Source organism: Sodalis sp. RH14 (assembly GCF_047324285.1).
GTDB lineage: Bacteria > Pseudomonadota > Gammaproteobacteria > Enterobacterales > Enterobacteriaceae > Acerihabitans.
In genome coordinates, this window is record NZ_CP178739.1 from 4,466,559 (window position 1) to 4,483,580 (window position 17,022).

Here is a 17,022-nt window from a genome sequence, read left to right on the forward strand (position 1 = left end):
TTATTAACCGCTGGAAGATAGGTAAAAAATCCTCCACAAGGGGTATGGCATAATGCATAAAGCACTCACCGTATGTCCGTACTGCGGCTCCGGCTGCAAGATCAACCTGTTGGTTGAAAACGGTAATGTCGTCGGCGCGGAAGCGGCGGACGGCGTCACCAACCAGGGCCAGTTATGCCTTAAGGGGTATTATGGCTGGGATTTCCTCAATGACACCCGCTTGCTGACCCCCCGCTTGCGCAGCCCGATGATCCGCCGCGAAAAAGGCGGCAACCTGGAGGAGGTGTCCTGGGACGAGGCGATCGAATATACCAGTTCCCGCCTGCGCGACATCAAGCAGAAATATGGCGCCAAGGCCATTATGCAGACCGGCTCCTCACGCGGCACCGGCAATGAAACCAATTACGTGATGCAAAAATTCGCCCGCGCGGTCATCGGCAACAACAACGTCGACTGCTGCGCCCGTGTCTGCCACGGCCCCTCGGTTTCCGGCCTGCAGGTGACGCTGGGCAACGGCGCCATGAGCAACTCCATTTGCGAAATCGAAGACACCAAGTGCCTGCTGGTATTCGGCTATAACGCGGCTGACTCGCACCCTATCGTGGCGCGGCGCATCCTGAAGGCCAAGCAGAAAGGCGCCAAGGTGATCGTCTGCGATCCCCGGCGTATCGAAACCGCGCGTCTGGCCGACCTGTGGCTGCCGCTGAAAAACGGCTCCAATATGGCGCTGGTGAACGCATTCGCCCACGTATTGATCAACGAAGGGCTGTATGACGCCGATTACGTCGCGCGCCATACCGAAGGGTTCGACGAATACCGCGCTATCGTGGCCAAATATACGCCGGAATATGCCGAGGAAATTACCGGCCTGCCGGCGCAGCAAATCAGGGAAGCCATGCGCATGTACGCCGCCGCGCCCACCGCCACCATTTTATGGGGCATGGGCGTGACCCAATGGGGCCAGGCGGTGGATGTGGTGAAAGGGCTTTCCGGCCTGGCGCTGCTGACCGGCAATCTGGGCAAGCCGAACGTCGGCGTCGGCCCGGTGCGCGGGCAGAATAATGTGCAGGGCGCCTGCGATATGGGCGCGCTGCCGAATATGTTCCCCGGCTACCAGCCGGTGACCGATCCGGCGGCGCGGGAAAAATTCGCCCGCGCCTGGGGTGTGGAAACGCTTGATCCGGAGCCGGGTTTTACCCTGACCGACGTGCCGCATAAGATCCTAAGCGGCGAAATCAGGGCCAACTATGTGATGGGTGAGGATCCGTTGCAGACCGAGCCGGATCTGTCGGTGATGCGTCAGGCGTTCAAACAGCTGGACCTGCTGATCGTGCAGGATATCTTTATGACCAAGACGGCGTCGGAAGCCGACGTGATTCTGCCCGCCACGTCCTGGGGCGAGCATGAGGGGGTCTATACCGCGGCGGATCGGGGTTTCCAGCATTTTGAAAAAGCCATCGAGCCGAAGTTTAACGTTAAGCCGGACTGGGAAATCATCAGCCTGCTGGCCACCGCGTTGGGCTATCCGATGCATTACAACAACACCAAGGAAATCTGGGACGAGCTGCGCGGCCTGTGTCCGCTGTATGTGGGCGCCACCTATGAGAAGCTGGCCGGGTACGGGTATATTCCCTGGCCGTGCACCGAGGAAAGCAGTCCGGGCACGCCGTGGCTGTATGCGGGCAATAAGTTTGACCGTCCGGGCGGCAAGGGACTGTTGTTCGCCGCCGAGTGGCGCGCGCCGATGGATCTGGTGGACGGCGATTTCCCGCTGGTGCTCTGTACCGTGCGCGAAGTGGGGCATTATTCCTGCCGTTCGATGACCGGCAACTGTACCGCGCTGGCCACCCTGGCCGACGAACCGGGTTATGTGCAGATTAACCCGCAGGACGCCGAACGGCTGGGTATCCGCGATCAGCAGCTGGTGTGGGTGACCTCGCGCCGCGGCAAGGTGATTACCCGGGCCTCGGTAAGCGAGCGCATCAACCTCGGGGCGGTGTACATGACCTATCAGTGGTGGATTGGCGCCTGTAACGAGCTGACGATCGATCATCTCGATCCTATCTCGAAAACGCCGGAATATAAGTACTGCGCGGTGAAACTGGAGGCCATCGCCGATCAGCGCTGGGCGGAAAGTTACGTACAGACGGAATATAGCCAGCTGAAGGCGCGGCTGCGCAATGCGGTGGATGACGCGATTATTCCCGCCTGATAGCAGTGTTAAACCGGTGTCGGCTTAGCCTGTATGCTAGGCTGGCACCGGTTTTTTTATGTTGGGTCGGTGACGATTTCGCGTTTATGTTGGGTCGGTGACGGGTTCGCGTTTATGTTGGATCGGTGACGGGTTCGCGTTTATGTGGGATCGGTGACGGGTTCGCGTTTATGTGGGATCGGAGACGGTTTCGCTTGCCGTGCGTTCGGTGGTTATATGGAATGCCGGGCGCCGGCAAGCGACAAAGAGGCCGTACCGCGACGGCCTCCTTGACCTCCGCGCGCCCGGCAGGTCGCGCGTCGCTGCGCGATGCCTTCCGCCGCCCATGCCCCCGTTATGCACCGGCCCGGTTAGCGCTCCCGGCGCCACCGGGCCTTTCGCCGCTCCCGGCGGCTCATGCCGGGGTCACAGGCAACGTCAGCGCGCTCTATGCCGGGACCTATGTCGCGGTCAGTGAGGTTTTATTGGGAACAATATAGTCGCTGTTGTTTATTGGGCGCCGGCATGCAATTGAGATGCGGCTAATTACAATGGCAGGCAATGGCACAGCGAAGTATCAGGTCATACCGGAAAGTATCAATCTTCAATCCTCAATCTTCAGCATCCAACATCCAACACCATCAGCATCAGCATTCGACATTAGCATTTAGCATTTAGCATTTAGCATTTAGCCAGTAGAATTCGGCCATAGACCGTAAGTCCCCGATCATTTGCCCGGAAAGTGCATGCGCCTGAAATCTGGCAAAAACGCATCATCCAACAGACGTTGGTGTTGACCTTGTTGCCGGCATAGAGTGCGCCGGCGGCGCGTAGCACGGCTGGATGAGCCGCCGGGAGCGGCGAAAGCTAAGGGCCGCGCCGGGAGCGCGTCCCGTGCGGTCCAAAAGCCGGGATGCGTGATGCCGGGCACCGCGCAGCGGCGCACGATCTGCCGGGTGCCGGCAAGCGACAAGGAGGTTCGGGCGCAGCGAACCTCCTTGTCGCTTGCCGGCACCCGGCATTCCATATAACCACCGAACGCAAGGCAAGCGAAACCGTCTCCGATCCCACATAAACGCGAAACCGTCTCCAACCTAACCCTCACCGGCTTCCCCTAAAACCAACCTGTGCCGGCAGATATTCACCCGATAGCCAATAATCGCATTATCAACAACAGCCAGGCGCAAACCAGCTTTTTACCCTCCCGGCATGGCGAATCCGGCAACGAGGCGGGCTACCATTCCTGAGGTGAAATCCCGAGGCGCTGCATGCGCGACAGCAGCGTGGTGCGCTTAACGCCCAGCTTGAAGGCCGCGCCGCGCGGCCCGGCCACGATGCCGTTGGCCTCGCGCAGCGCCTGGATAATCCGCACCCGCTCCGCCTCGTCGTTTTCCGGCGGGGCGGTATCGGGCCTTGGCCTGGGCGCCGCATGGGTCGCGGGCGCGTCGGCCACCGGCGCGGCGCGCTGCAGTTCATCGAGGCGCAGGTTCAACGTATTGCCGCGCGTGAGGATCACCGCCCGCTCAATCACATTCTCCAGCTCGCGCACGTTGCCCGGCCACGGATACTGACTGAGCTGGCGCAGGGTCTCGCCGGGAATGCTGTCGATGGCGCGGTTCATGCGCCGGGAGATTTTCTGGGTGAAAAACTTGGCCAGCAGCGGAATATCCTCCGGCCTGTCGCGCAGCGGCGGGATGGTGATGGGAAAGACGTTCAGCCGGTAGTACAGGTCGCTGCGGTATTCCCGATCCGCCACCATTTGCTTCAGATCGCGGTTAGTGGCGGCAATCAGCCGCGCGTTCACCGGAATCACTTTACTGCCGCCGAGCCGTTCGATTTCACGCTCCTGCAATACCCGCAGCAGCTTGGGCTGCAGTTCCAGCGGCATGTCCCCCACTTCGTCGAGAAACAGCGTACCGCCTTCAGCCAGCTCAAAACGCCCCTGGCGGGTCGTAATGGCGCCGGTAAAGGCGCCCTTTTCGTGACCGAACAAATCGCTTTCCATCAGGCCGGACGGCACGGCGGCGCAGTTCATTTTCACCATGCGTTTGCCGCTGCGCGCGCTGTGGTTGTGAATGGCGCGGGCAATCAGCTCCTTGCCGGTGCCGGTTTCGCCTAAAATCAGCACCGTGCTGTCGCTGTCCGCCACCATTTCCACCTGCTCCAGCAGCGCGCTCATCGCCGCGCTTTGCCAGATAATTTCACCGAAGCTGCCGCTGTCGTGCATCTGCTCGTTGAGCCAGATGTTTTCATGTTCCAGGTTATCCTTTAACCGGGAAATCTCATCATAGGAACGGGCATTGTCCACCGCGATGGCGATACGGGCGCTGACCTGACTGAGCAGGCGCAGGTTGTCCTCGCTAAACGTGTCGCTGCTGCACAGCGCCAGTTTCAGGATGCCCAGCGGCTTGTGCCCGAACACCAGCGGCAGCAGGCATAAGGTCTGCAGCCCGTCATCCAGCATGGCCGCCAAATGGGGATCTTCGTCGCCAAGCTGCGGCGCGTCGCGCAAATCCACCAGCAGCGGCCGGCACTCCGTCAACACCCGCGCCGCCAGGCGGCTGCCCGCCATGGGCACGCGCTTTTGCTCGCGGCGCATCGGCGTGCCCGCCGTATAGCGGGTCAGGTAAACATTAAGCGAGGCGTTGTCGCCGCCGCCCTCGCACAGCGCCAGGCTGATATAGTCGATGCCGAAAAACCGGTGTATCTCCTTTGATACTTCCGCGGCCAGCGCATCCATATCCAGGCAGGAAAGGACCGAATTGGTGACATCCACCAGGATGCGGTGATGATCGCGCTCATGGCGCAACTGGTCGTTTTCCTGGCGCAGGGTTTCATGGACGCCAAGATTTTCCAGCGCCAGCGCCAGCAGCTGCGCCAGGCGGCGCAAAAAAGCCCGTTCGTCCCGGCTGTAATGGTAGCCGTCGGCGCGGGTAAATATCACCTCGCCAAACTGCCTGCGGGGAGAGGCGACCGGCAACGCGCACCGGCTAAGGGGTTCCGCCAGTTCGTCGTCGGGAAGCGGCGCCGGCGCGGCGCGCGCGCCGTTCTTATCGCAAATCAGATGGCGTTTGGGCAGCGAAAGCATCAGGTCAATACACTGACAGGGGATCGGCAGCGGCAACAGCGCGGCCAGCAGGGATTCGGCGTCGCGCTGGAAAAAAAGCCGTTGCGAGAGCTCGATGATCGCATCCTGCCATAACCCGCTATGTTCAGTATCATTCGACGTCTTGAGCATCAGGATAGTTTCGCAATATTCACATTTATTCCTTCGCTGTATTTTAAAGGAGAGTGGAGGGAAAAAATATTCACGCGGGTCATTAATTTGATCTGATGCGGCATTTCATTTTGCGGCCGCGCCGTAACGGGCAAAAACGGCGCAATCGATATATATTTAATTATATTACGATTTATATTTCTCACGGCGGATAATTATTTTGCACCGTGATGAAAATAATTCTCTTTTACATTTTTCCTTGCCGCTCAATGCCCTAGATTTACCCTACCCCGCCCCCGGCATCTTATCATTAATCAACACTGGTATGGGAAATGCATTAATCCTCGCGTCTCACGCTTTTTATCTCTGTAAGCACATGTTCTGAAGGTAAATAACAAGCAGTTATTGCAAAAATAACCGGGAGTCATTATGAATAGCGAAAATTATTTTGATCTGCGCCTGCCTGCGGAAATGGCCAAAATGGCCGAGCAGGCGGGGGTATACAAGACCATGAAAAAACCGGAGATGACCTTTTTCCTGGCCATGACCGCCGGCATGTTCATCTCCATTGCCTTTGCTTTTTATATTACCGTGACCGCCGGTCCCGGCCCCGCCGGCGGCCTGACCAAACTGGTGGGCGGGCTGTGTTTTTCGCTGGGCCTGATCCTGGTGGTGGTGTGCGGCGCCGATCTGTTTACCTCAACGGTACTGACGGTGGTGGCCAAGGCCAGCGGCAAAATCACCTGGCGGCAATTGACCCTGAACTGGATAAACGTTTATATCGGCAACCCGGCGGGGGCGCTGTTTTTCGTGGCGCTGATCTGGTTTGCCGGCCAGTATATGGCGGGCAACGGCGGCTGGGGCCTGAACGTGCTGCAAACCGCCGATCACAAGATGCACCATACCTTTATCGAGGCGGTCTGCCTGGGGATCCTGGCCAACCTGATGGTCTGCCTGGCGGTGTGGCTGAGCTATTCGGGCCATTCGCTCAGCGATAAAATCTTCGCCATGCTGCTGCCCATCGGTATGTTTGTCGCCAGCGGTTTTGAGCACAGCATCGCCAATATGTTCCTGATTCCCCTGGCTATTCTTATCCGTGATTTTGCCCCGCCCGACTTCTGGCAGGCCATCCACGCCTCGCCGGATCAGTACGCCTCGCTGACGGTGGGCCAGTTTATCGTCGATAATCTGATACCGGTGACCCTCGGCAATATTATCGGCGGCGGCCTGCTGGTGGGATTAACCTATTGGGTGATTTACCTGCGCCCGGGCAATGCCCACAGCTAAGCTGCCGGCGCAACCTAACCGGCGGCGGGAAGACGCACAACCCGCGTCGGTTTCTCACCGTCACGGGTGACGAATCGCCGCCGCCGACGGCACTTTTGACGAACAAAAAATCGACAGCCGCCGCCCGTGCCGGCCACCATCAAGCAGCCCCCGCGATCAGGCCAGGTCTTTGGAGATGGCGTACATGCCTTTGATGCCGTTGCCGAAGCGCGCCAGCGCTGCGCGATGATTCGCCAATTCGCTGTAGGGCAGGTAACGCACTTTCATATCGGCCACGCGGCTGAAGGCCGGACGGCGCAGCTGGGCCTGCACCTCCGTCTCACGGTTGTCCGGCGCCACCAGGAACAGCCCTTCGCTGGCCTGGGTATCGCCGCTCAGGGCCAGATCCAGCATGCGCACGATGCCGGAGTAGATCGAGGTGGTATGCTCCACCTCAAACGCCGCCATCACCCGATCGCGCTGCGCGTTCAGCCATAGCACGTCAATCAGCCGGATGGCGTCGGCGGCGGGCGAGGCGACAATATCCGCCGGCAACTGCTCCAGGCAGCCGGACCCGAGCACGCCGTTGCCATAAGGACGCCGGCGATCGTTGGACGCAATCCACACGCTGTAGCCCAGGGCCAGGCCCAGATCGCGCAGCCAGCCCTGGATCTCGGTATGGGTGCGCTCGTTTTCGCCCGCCAGCTGCTGCGCCTTGGCCGCGCCGGCGCCGTCGGCACGCACCTGCGCCAGATCCGCTTCCCAGATCCGGCGCCCCTCGCGGTCATCGGCGCGGGGCGGAACCGGGTAACGCCCGCTGCCCAGATCGAACAATAATCCCGCTATCGCGCCAAAATCGTTCGACAGCAACGGGCGCCAGGTCTCGTTCAGCGCGATAATGCCGCGCCGCATGGCCAGGTACTCCTGCCATTTGCCCAGTTTAACGTTGGCGCCGGTGAGGGCATTGTAGCCTTTGACGATAGCGGTATTGCACGGCGGCATCAGCGTTGGATGGAGAAAATAAAGCAAATTGGCCACCGCCGGCCCCAATCCCTTAATCGCCAGGCGATCGATGTGGTGGATGGCGCTGATAATCGGGTCGGCGCCGGTGCAGCCGGCACAGGTAAACAGCAAATGGCCGAAGGCGCGCTGATGGTCCGCGTTTTCATAAATATCGGGAATACGCAGCTTGGGTTTCCATAAAAAGGCGTGATCGGCGCCCTTGAATATCTGCCGCTGTTCCGCAATCGAATGGACGATGGTTTCCAATGACGAGCCGCGATACTGATTGCCGAAGACCCCGCGCTCGATTTCATCCACCACCTGCGTGATGCCCCGGCGGATCGACCGGAAATTCTTGATGCGCTGATCCCATAAAAACCAGCTTTGATAGGTGCCGGCCGGATCGTTGCGCCACCGCTCGATTAACAGACCCACCGCGTCTTCATTCATCGCTTTCCCACCCTGACATACCCGCCGGCATCATTACCGGAAAACGAAAGCGCAACCGGCCTCTTTTTCAGCGCCGCGCCGCTTTCTGGTTATCGTCATGGCAAAGCGGGGCGCGCGATTTATTTTAGCCGCCGGGCGCCGGGGGTTATTGTCGTGGATCATCAATTGAGGGACGAAAACCGGCGCGGCGGTAAACGGCGGGCAAGGAGGCGCTCCTTTTTGGCATCGCCTATCGCCGCCTGGCGGCTTAGCAATGGCCCGCGCGCGACGGCCAGGCATGGCATCGCGCGCGTAAGGGGAGTGAAGCCTAAGCGGCCTGCAGGCGAAGGCTATCCACCTTGCGCTGGCGCACAAACAGCAGCATCACCACGATACCGGCCACCGCCAGGATACTGGCGAGGATAAACGCCGAATGGTAGCCGCCGCCGTACTGGATCAAAAAGCCGGTGATGCCGGGGGACAGGATACCGGCCAAATTGGCCAGCAGGTGGACAAACCCGCCGGCGGAACCGATGCGCTGCGCCGGCACGATATCCTGCAACAGCGACCAGCACGCCTGCGGCGTCATATAGGCGAAAACGCTGGCGACGGTTATCAGGGTGACCGCCGCCCCTAAGCTGGACGCATAGGCGGTCATCAGCACGCACAGCGCGGCGATGGCCAGGCCGCATACGATAACCAGCTTGCGCGACAGCAGGAAGTTGCCGGTTTTGCGGAACAAGGCGTCGCAGACGAGCCCGCCGCCGATAAAGCCGACCGTCGCGCCGAGCCAGGGCAGGATGCCGACAATACTCATGCTCTTGATATCCAGATGCTGGAAATCCGTCAGGTAGCTGGGCAGCCATGACAGGAAAAAGAACTGGATATAGTTAAAACAAAAGAACGCCGCCGCCACGCCCAAAACCGGCATCGACAGCACAAAAAAGAACACGCCGTGTTTCTGCGCGCCGGCGGCCGCAGCCGCGGGTTTGGCCGGGCGATCGGCGGTGATCAGCGCCACCTCCTGCGGGGAGACGCGGCGGTGCTGCTCCGGACGGTCGCGAAAAAACACCAGCCACAGCGCCAGCCAGACAAAGCCCAGGCAGGCAATCACCACAAAAGAGACGCGCCAGCCGAAGTTAAGCCCCACCAGGCCGACAATCGGCGCGGCGACGGCCGCGCCCAGCGGCTGGCCGGCGTTGGTAAAGCCCACCGCCCTACCCACTTCCCGGCGCGGAAACCAATTGGAAATGGATTTATTGGTGGTGGTGCCCATCGGTCCTTCGCCGATGCCGAACAGGATGCGCACGATAAGCAGATGGCCAAAACCGGTGGCCAGGGCTGTGGCGCCGCAAAAGAACGACCAGAAGCCGGCGGCCCAGGCATACACTCTGCGCGGGCCGAACCTGTCCGCCCCCCAGCCGCCGATAAAGCAGAACAGGCAATAGCCGACAAAAAAGAAGCTGAATAAAATGCCCATCTGCGCATCGCCGATATGCAAATCCTGTTTAATCAGCGGCGCCATCACCGAGAGCGCCGCGCGATCGAGATAGTTGAGCATGCCGGCGGCGAACAGCAGCAACGCCACGATAAAACGATAGTTATGCTTAAACATCAGGCTTTCTCCCGGGTCAGGCTGCTATGGGCAACGCGGTAGCGTGCGAGAAGGTCTTCATCCGGGGCGAATCCCAGCCCCGGGGTGGTGGGCAGCCGCAGGCGCGGCTGGAAATCCAGTTCGGCATATAAGGGTTCGGGCCACTGCAAATAGGGCACCTCGAGCGCGATATCCTCCGGCAACGTGGCCACCAGATGCGCCGTGGCCAATAGCGCCGCGCCATAATAGAAGCAATGCGGCACCACTTTTACCCCGTAATGGCGCGCCAGCCGGTAAACGTCAAGGGCGGCGCTGATGCCGCCGATTTTGGCCACGCTCGGCTGGGCGACGCTGACGGCCCCCGCCGCGAAATGCTGTAGAAATCCCTGCACGCCCTGGGCATTTTCGCCGGCGGCGATGGGCGTGCCGCAGGCCCGCACCCGGGCCAGTCCGGCCAGATCGTCCGGCGGCCAGACCGGTTCCTCCAGCCAGGCCAGGCCCAGTTCATTGAGGGCCTGCGCCCGCCGGCAGGCTTCGTCCACCGGCCACGGGCAGTTTACGTCCACCATCAGCTGCGCGTCGTCCGGCAAGGCGTCGCGCGCCGCCGCGATGGCGGCATACTCGGTTTCATGCAGCTTGATGGCGCGAAAGCCGGCGCGGTAGGCGCGCAGGGCATGGGCGGCCACCTGCGACGGGTCGTTGTCATAGCTTACCAGGCTGGCGTACACGCCAATTTCCCCGCGTGCGGCGCCCAATAGCTGCCACAACGGTTTACCGGCCTGTTTGGCGCACAGATCCCATAAGGCGATATCCATCGCCGACAGCGCGAACTGGACCGGCCCGCTGCGGCCAAAGGCATGAAAAGCCCGCTGCGCGTGATCCATCAGTTGTCCTAAGCCCGCGGTCGTGCCGTCGAAGGACCGGCCGAGGAAAAATCGTCCCACCGGGCCGTCCAGCGCGGCGTAGGTCACGGGATTGGACAAATGACCAAACCCCTCGCCCCATCCCTGCAGACCGTCGTCCGTGGTCACACGCACCAATAATGTTTCCATGCGGGTCAGCTCGCGCGAGGCGGCATTATAGGCGTCATCCCCGCCGCCGCCCGTCTGGTCGCTGCTTCTGCCGGACGTGAACGGCATCGCCACGCGCATCACTTCAATCGCGGTAATCTTCATAACCTGTGCCTCTACGCGGTCGGTTTATTTGCCGGATATCGGCGTTAAGTTATTGGGATATAAGTCATTATAGTTAGCGGTTTTTGCGCCAACATTGGAAAACGGCACAGTGTTGCGCGTGGGGAAATGAAATTATTTGTGCAAATGAATAAGATGGTGAGAGGCCGGTCACGAAATTTCAGTGCGGGATGCGCGGCGTGCCGGCGCGGGCGCGCCGGCGGCAATAAGCCCCGGGGGGGCGATTATTTATCGTTGCCCGAGGCTATCTGGGCGTTCTTGTTATCGCGTTCGGCCCGGCTGTCTTTGGCCGCCGCCCGGGCCTTTTCGGCCATGGCGTCCGTCTGCTCATCGGTCAATTCTTCTTCCGCCTCGAAAAGCTTACCCAGCCCCTGGCTGATGGTCACATCCTCGGGTTTCTGTCCTTCGCCGGCATTGGATTCGCCGGTTTTTACCGCATCGGTTTTAGGGTCGGTCATGGCGTTGTGCTCCATTCAAGAGATAAAAAGGTCTATACCGCTAAGCATAGACCTTTAATGGCATTACCGACCCATTCTATTACGCCGATAGACAGACACGGCGTGCTAATCGATGCGCGGCAGCCAGGCCGCGCCGCGAACCCCGCTGGAATCACCATGACGGGCTTTGCGCACCGGCGTATCGCACTCGCCGCCGAATACCCATTGCGGCAATAGCGCCGGCAGCGTGGTATACAGCCGATCCACGTTGCTCATGCCGCCCCCCAGCACAATCACCCGCGGGTCCAGGGTATTAATCACGCCGGCCAGCGCCTTGGCCAGGCGGCGCTCATACTGCTGCAGCGCCAGTTCGGCGTCGCCGTCGCCGTCCCCGGCGCGCCGGGCGATTTCCGCGCCGCTCAGGGTCGCCCCGGCGGCGCGCCGGTAGGCGGTGGCAAAACCGGTGCCGGAGATAAAGGTTTCATTACAGCCGGTTTTGCCGCAGTAACAGGGCACCTCGCGCTGGTATACCAATTCGGTCGCGTCGGGCCAGGGCAGCGGATTATGGCCCCACTCGCCGGCGATGCCGTTATGGCCGGCATATACCCGGCCGTTGACCGCCAGGCCCCCGCCGCAGCCGGTGCCGATGATCACCGCGAACACCATTTCCTCGCCGGCGCCGGCGCCGTCGGTGGCCTCGGATATCGCCAGGCAGTTGGCGTCGTTGGCAACCGTAATGGGACGCCCCAGCAGCGCGCCCAAATCCTCCTTGAACGGCCGGCCGTTAAGCCATACCGAATTGGCGTTCTTGACCTTGCCGGTCAGCCGGGACAGGCTGCCGGGAATGCCGATGCCGATGGAGCCCTGTTCGCCCACCGCCCGCTCCGCCCCCAGGATCAGATCGCGGATGGTGGCAAGCGTCGCCGCATAATCGTCGCGCGGCGTCGGCACCCGGTAACGGTACAGTTCGCCGCCCGCCGGATCCAGCGCGATAACCTCGGTCTTGGTGCCGCCTAAATCAATGCCAATATACATACGGATACCTTTGTTATGCCGATGTCTGTCACGGGTTGCGCTGCTTTAGCCGCTTGCCGAGCCAGGCAAACAGGCCGCGGCACACCACGATGACGATGATAATGCCGCCCCAGGTGGCGGTGATCATAAACGGATCCAGCCGCAGCAGGTTCAGGCCGCTGGAGATAAGCTGCAGGATAATCACCGCCAGCACCACGCCGGATACCCGGCCGAAACCGCCGAACGGACTGACTTTGCCCAGGAACGCCGCCAGCACCGCCACCAGCAGGTACGAATCCGCATAGCTGGCCTTGACCGAGTTCAGCTGGCCTATCATCACCAGCGCGGTCAGGGCGGCGAAACACGACGACAGCACATACTGGATCACCGTCACCTTGACGGTATTGACGTTGGAAAAGCGCGCGGCCACCGGATTGGAACCCATCATGTACAGGTTAAAACCAAACCGGGTCTTATTGAGGATCACCGAGGCGACGATGGCGGCGGCGGCAAACAGATACAGCGAGTTGGGCACGCCGAAACTCTGGCCATTGCCGATATTCACCAGCGCCGGCGGAAATCCGGTAATGGTATACCCCTTGGTAAAGACCACATTCAGGCCGGAAATCAAGGTCATGGTGCCCAGGGTCACCAGGATGTCCGGAATTTTCAGCAGGGCTATCAGCAAACCATTGACTACGCCCACCAGAATGCAGGCCAGCAGCCCCAGGAAAATGGCCAGCGCCACCATCTCGCCCGAGGCCAGCTTCATGCCGTTAACCGACACGGATTGCAAAAACAGGGCGATGACGATGCCGTTCAGGTTGGTGGTGGCGATAATCGACAGGTTAATGCCGCCGGACAACATGGAAATCATCATGCCCAGCGACAGGAAACCGACGATGGGCAGTTGATACGCCATGGAGCTGAAGTTCTGCAGGCTGAGGAATTTGTCGCCGTTCAAGGCATACATCACCATAAAGACCGCCGCCAGCACCACATACAGCGAGGCGTTTTCTTTCAGCGCCGGCGGCAGGCCCGCCGCCGCGCCCGGTAGTGTATTACTGTTGCCGACCGCTTTCATGATGGCTCCTTAAGTTCAACCAAAACCCGCACCCGCGAACGCCGTTGCTTGATGACCTGCAGCGCGTTAGCCGCTACGCTTACCAGGATCACCAGGCCGGTGAATACGTTGTAATAATAGGGAGAGACTTTCAGCAGGGTCAGGCTATTGCTGAGAATGGCGAACAACAGTACCCCGAGCAGCGTGCCCGGCACGGTGCCGCGCCCGCCGGTGACCGATGCCCCGCCCAATACCACGGCGGCGATGACCTGCAGTTCCGACCCGACGATGGAATTGGGGATCACCGTTTGCACAATCGACACCTGGACGATACTGGCAAAACCGGAAATGGCCCCCACCAGGGTATAGATAAACAAGGTGGTTTTTTTCAGGTTGAATCCCACCCGTTCGGCGGAGAGCGCATTGCCGCCCACCGCGTACAGGCTGCGCCCCAGGATGGTATGGCGCAGGAAAAAATGCAGGACAATCGCCAGCAAGAACCACAGGCAGGTGACAAAGCTGATGCCGTAAAGCGAGCCGTTGGCGGCATGCAGCGGGAAAATCTTTAATTCCGCCAGCCCAAGGAACGACGGCGGAATATCGTAAATCAGGTCGCCCTGGGTCACGACATACAATAAGCCGTAGAACAGGCTGTTGGTGGCGATGGTGACGATAATGGCGGTAATCTTGAAATAATAAATTATGACGCCGTTTAATAAGCCCATGGCCGCGCCGATTATCATGCTGCACAAAATCGCCAGGTAAATATTGTCCAGATTGGCCTGCAAAAACCAATACACCACGGCGTACTGCGCCACCTGGGCGATGGCGGTAAACGACACGTCGAAACCGCCGGAGAGCAGTACCAGCAGCACCCCGAGGGCGAAGATCCCCAGCACCGTATAGGATTTAAGCAGGCTGGCGATATTGTCCAATGACAGGAAGGCCGGATTGTTCAGGGCGATGGCGATGGAAAATACGATAATCAGTATTAACAGCACTGCTTCACGCGCTTTAAAAAGTTTAACAAAAGCCATAATAAGACCACCTCTTGATATCAGGCACTTTCCATCTCCTGCTGCAACGCCTCGTTGTCGACGGCATCGGTCGCGTATTCCTTACCGAAACGCCCCCGGGTCATCATGATGATGCGATCGCAATTCGCCAGCAGCTCCGGCAGTTCGTCGGAAATAAACACGATGCCCATACCCGCCGCCGCTTTTTCTTTCACCGTCTGGTAGATATAACTTTTAGCGCCGACGTCGATGCCCACCGTCGGGCTGTCGAGGATAAAGATGCGCGGATTGGTCGCCAGCCATTTGGCCAGCACCACTTTTTGCTGATTGCCGCCCGACAGCATGCGGATCTCTTTATCCATGCCGCCGTATTTCACCTGCATGCCCTGGAGCAATCCCCTTACCGCGGCGCGCATTTTGCGGCTGTTAATCAGTTTCAGCGGATTAAGGTAATCCTTCAGCGAGCAGATGGCGGTATTGGCAGCAATGCTTTGCTCCATGATAAGCCCCTGCGCGAGCCGGTCCTCCGGCACATAGGCAATGCCGTTGGCCACGGCGGCGCTGATGCCGCCGATGCGCACCGGACGGTTATCAATCAGTATTTGCCCCTCCTGGGCCGGCTCCACGCCGAACAGCGCCAGCGCCAGCTCGGTGCGCCCCGCGCCCAGCAGGCCGGCGATACCCAGCACCTCGCCCTGGTGTAAATCGAAACTGATATCCTGGAAACTGTTTTTCTTGCTGAGCCCGCGCACGCTCAGCAGCACGTTCTGCGTGGCATGGGAGACGCGCGGCGGATAGGTCAGTTCATACCCCAGCATCAGCTCTTCAATCCGCGCGGTGGTCAGCGCGTGGGCGGCGACGGTATCGATCAGCCGCCCGTCGCGCATGACGGTAATGCGATCGCAGATTTCCAGCAGTTCGTTCAGCTTATGGCTGATAAAAATAAACGAGATGCCCCGGGAACGCAGGCGGTTAAGAAGGGTAAACAGATGTTTGATTTCGGTGCGCGTCAGGGCGGTGGTCGGCTCATCAAGGATAATCAGCCGCGAGTCGTTGATCAGCGCCCGGGCGATGGCCACCAATTGCTGTTTGGCAATGGGCAAATCCTCCACCAGGGCATCCAGGTCCAGGCTGACGCCCAACTGCCCGATAATGGCCTTCACCTGCTCCTGATAGGCGCTGGAAAACACCCAGGGTTTCTGGTCGTTGATCATCTGGCTGATGTAGATATTTTCCATTACCGTCAGGTTGGGAAATAACGACAGATCCTGGTAGATAATGCCGATACCCTGTTTTACCGCCTCGATGGCGGAATATTTTTCGATGCGCCGGCCGTTGATGCGCAGCAAACCGCGATCGTAGGCCAGGACCCCGGCGACAATCTTCATCAGGGTCGACTTACCGCAGCCGTTCTCCCCCACTAAACCGTGAATTTCCCCGACGTTAATGTCAAAACTGACATCATTGAGGGCGGTGACCCCGTCAAATGTCTTGGTAACATGTTCAACGGCAAGAAATTCCATGTCGTATTCCTCAGGCGTAACGGCGTGGTTCCCGGTCAGGGGCGCCACGCCTGGAGTGGTTATGATTAGAAATCGTACTGGCTGTAGTTTTCCTTGGTGACCGTCAGCGGCTTATCAAAAATGATATTTTTGCCGTCGACAACCGGCTTGCCGATGCCGGGGATTTCCAGGCCGTTCTTGATTTGATCGCGTTTGCCGTCAAGGATCATCTTGGCGATATAGGTCATGGAATAGGCGGCATCGCCCGGGCTCCAGAGCACGGAGGTGGTAATGGAACCGTCCTTGAGGAACGAGGCGCTTTCCTTGGGCGAAGTGGTGCCCATCACGGTCAGCTTGCCTACCAGCCCCTTTTCGCGCAGCGCCTGGGCGGCACCCGGCGCGCCCTGGCTGCCGAAGGAGATCACGCCTTTTAAATCCGGATAGGTCGACAGCAGTTCCAGCGTTTTCTGGCGCGAGGCGTTACGGTCCTCGCTGACCGGGAAACGGTCGGCAATAAGCTTCAGGTTCGGGTATTTTTCCTTGGCCTCCTTGATGGCGGCGTCCGCCCAGATATTATGGGCCGGCACGGTAAGCGAGCCGACAAAAATGGCATATTCCCCGCCGTCTTTAGCGTGCTGGGCAAATTGATCCATCATATATTTGCCGAATTTTTCATTTTCAATCATTTCCACATCGTAATCGGCATTGGGCTGATTCACCGATTCATGGGTAATCACCACGATGCCCTTTTCATGGGCGCGGGCAAATACCGGCTCGCAGGAGCTGGCGTTGTTCGGCACCACCAGCAGCGCATTAACGCCCTGGCTTATCGAATCCTCGATAATACGCACCTGCTGCGCCTCATCCGGCGACGCGGGCGCCTGCTGATAGACCTTGACATCAAAATCCTTACCGGCTTTTTTCAGCCCTTTTTCATAATCGTTAAACCAGGCGGAGCGTAATTTCGGGATGCCCACCATGGTTAATTCCTTGTCGGCGGCGCCGCTGATGCTGGGCAACAGGCTGACGGACGCGCCCAACAGCATGCAGAGCGCCATTGCATTGATCTTTTTCATGGTTTTTCCTTATCGCTGACTA

The 17,022-nt window shown here is 59.6% G+C and carries 12 protein-coding genes; 2 read left to right on the plus strand and 10 right to left on the minus strand.

Annotated elements, in window-relative coordinates; all coding sequences use genetic code 11:
* Positions 1–52 precede the first annotated feature (52 nt).
* Entirely contained in the window at positions 53–2,212 is a 2,160-nt protein-coding gene (fdhF, locus tag ACL2XQ_RS20390) for a formate dehydrogenase subunit alpha (RefSeq protein WP_410013860.1), read from the plus strand.
* A 1,213-nt stretch (positions 2,213–3,425) separates the two neighbouring features.
* On the opposite strand, the gene ACL2XQ_RS20395 is transcribed toward fdhF, so the two are convergent.
* Positions 3,426–5,429: a sigma 54-interacting transcriptional regulator gene (locus ACL2XQ_RS20395; protein WP_413727803.1), complete on the minus strand. Its 2,004-nt coding sequence runs from the start codon at positions 5,427–5,429 to the stop codon at positions 3,426–3,428.
* A 408-nt stretch (positions 5,430–5,837) separates the two neighbouring features.
* On the opposite strand from ACL2XQ_RS20395, the gene focA reads away from it, so the two are divergent.
* Positions 5,838–6,695: a formate transporter FocA gene (gene focA, locus ACL2XQ_RS20400; protein ID WP_413739630.1), complete on the plus strand. Its 858-nt coding sequence runs from the start codon at positions 5,838–5,840 to the stop codon at positions 6,693–6,695.
* Between the two features lie 156 nt (positions 6,696–6,851).
* Here the strand turns inward: focA and ACL2XQ_RS20405 are convergent, their stop codons facing one another.
* The 9 genes from ACL2XQ_RS20405 to ACL2XQ_RS20445 all read right to left on the minus strand — a co-directional run bounded on the left by ACL2XQ_RS20405 (position 6,852) and on the right by ACL2XQ_RS20445 (position 17,000).
* Positions 6,852–8,126, minus strand: coding sequence for a type II restriction endonuclease (locus ACL2XQ_RS20405; RefSeq protein ID WP_410013857.1), 1,275 nt, complete (start codon positions 8,124–8,126; stop codon positions 6,852–6,854).
* 307 nt (positions 8,127–8,433) lie between these two features.
* Positions 8,434–9,720 (minus strand): MFS transporter, encoded by a 1,287-nt coding sequence (locus ACL2XQ_RS20410; RefSeq protein ID WP_410013854.1) that lies wholly within the window; start codon positions 9,718–9,720, stop codon positions 8,434–8,436.
* Positions 9,720–10,874, minus strand: coding sequence for a mandelate racemase/muconate lactonizing enzyme family protein (locus tag ACL2XQ_RS20415; protein WP_413721265.1), 1,155 nt, complete (start codon positions 10,872–10,874; stop codon positions 9,720–9,722). Before ACL2XQ_RS20415 ends, ACL2XQ_RS20410 begins: the two co-directional genes overlap by 1 nt.
* A gap of 242 nt (positions 10,875–11,116) precedes the next feature.
* Positions 11,117–11,350, minus strand: a complete 234-nt coding sequence (locus ACL2XQ_RS20420; protein WP_410013852.1) for a hypothetical protein — start codon at positions 11,348–11,350, stop codon at positions 11,117–11,119.
* A 105-nt stretch (positions 11,351–11,455) separates the two neighbouring features.
* Entirely contained in the window at positions 11,456–12,364 is a 909-nt protein-coding gene (gene mak, locus ACL2XQ_RS20425; RefSeq protein ID WP_410013851.1) for a fructokinase, read from the minus strand.
* Positions 12,365–12,392: 28 nt separating this feature from the next.
* Complete coding sequence (locus ACL2XQ_RS20430; protein WP_413721266.1) at positions 12,393–13,427, minus strand: ABC transporter permease; 1,035 nt, start codon at positions 13,425–13,427, stop codon at positions 12,393–12,395.
* Entirely contained in the window at positions 13,424–14,443 is a 1,020-nt protein-coding gene (locus tag ACL2XQ_RS20435) for an ABC transporter permease (RefSeq protein ID WP_413721267.1), read from the minus strand. The genes ACL2XQ_RS20430 and ACL2XQ_RS20435 overlap by 4 nt, the downstream gene beginning before the upstream one ends.
* A 20-nt stretch (positions 14,444–14,463) precedes the next feature.
* The gene (locus tag ACL2XQ_RS20440; protein ID WP_410013848.1) at positions 14,464–15,945 is read right to left on the minus strand and encodes a sugar ABC transporter ATP-binding protein; all 1,482 of its coding nucleotides are present in this window, start codon (positions 15,943–15,945) and stop codon (positions 14,464–14,466) included.
* Positions 15,946–16,010: 65 nt separating this feature from the next.
* Complete coding sequence (locus tag ACL2XQ_RS20445) at positions 16,011–17,000, minus strand: autoinducer 2 ABC transporter substrate-binding protein (RefSeq protein WP_410013847.1); 990 nt, start codon at positions 16,998–17,000, stop codon at positions 16,011–16,013.
* Positions 17,001–17,022 lie beyond the last annotated feature (22 nt).